The 447-nt window shown below is 45.9% G+C and carries 2 protein-coding genes; both read right to left on the reverse strand.

Features of this window, described 5'->3' with window-relative positions:
• A partial coding sequence (locus tag ACTHTS_RS11215; RefSeq protein WP_440370082.1) for a hypothetical protein occupies positions 1–191 on the reverse strand: 191 nt, incomplete at its 3' end.
• A 97-nt stretch (positions 192–288) separates the two neighbouring features.
• On the reverse strand, positions 289–447 hold the full coding sequence (locus ACTHTS_RS11220; RefSeq protein ID WP_440370083.1) for a DUF4424 family protein: 159 nt from the start codon (positions 445–447) through the stop codon (positions 289–291).

Consider the following 447-nt stretch of genomic DNA (forward strand, 5'->3'; position numbering starts at 1 on the left):
ATCTTAATCGGCACGCCGTCCATCTGCCCGCGCGGGGTCAGGGTAATGTCCAACAGCTTCGCCGCTTCCACCGCGGCATCCAAAAACAGCTCGTAAAAATCGCCCATGCGGTAAAACACCAGCTTGTCGGCATGTTGAGATTGGATGGCTAGATACTGCTGCATCATCGGGGAAACGGTGGGTTTGGACATGGAAAAGCCTTAGAAACGCAAAAGCGTTATTGTAACAAAGGGCCGTCTGAAAACCTAAATAAGCTTTCAGACGACCTTTTATATATGTCGAATAAGATTAATCATAAACGAAAATAATATCTAAGTCTTTTTTCGGCAGGAAATTTTCCTTGACTGCTTGGAAGCGGTTCGGCCCTACTTTGCGCAGGGATTTGTCCAAACAAAGCGAAATCACGGTATTGGGCTCGAGTTCTATAGTTAAGGTGAATTTACCGAT

Origin of the sequence: Neisseria sp. P0019.S003 (genome assembly GCF_051957115.1) — a bacterium.
Taxonomy (GTDB): domain Bacteria; phylum Pseudomonadota; class Gammaproteobacteria; order Burkholderiales; family Neisseriaceae; genus Neisseria; species Neisseria flavescens_D.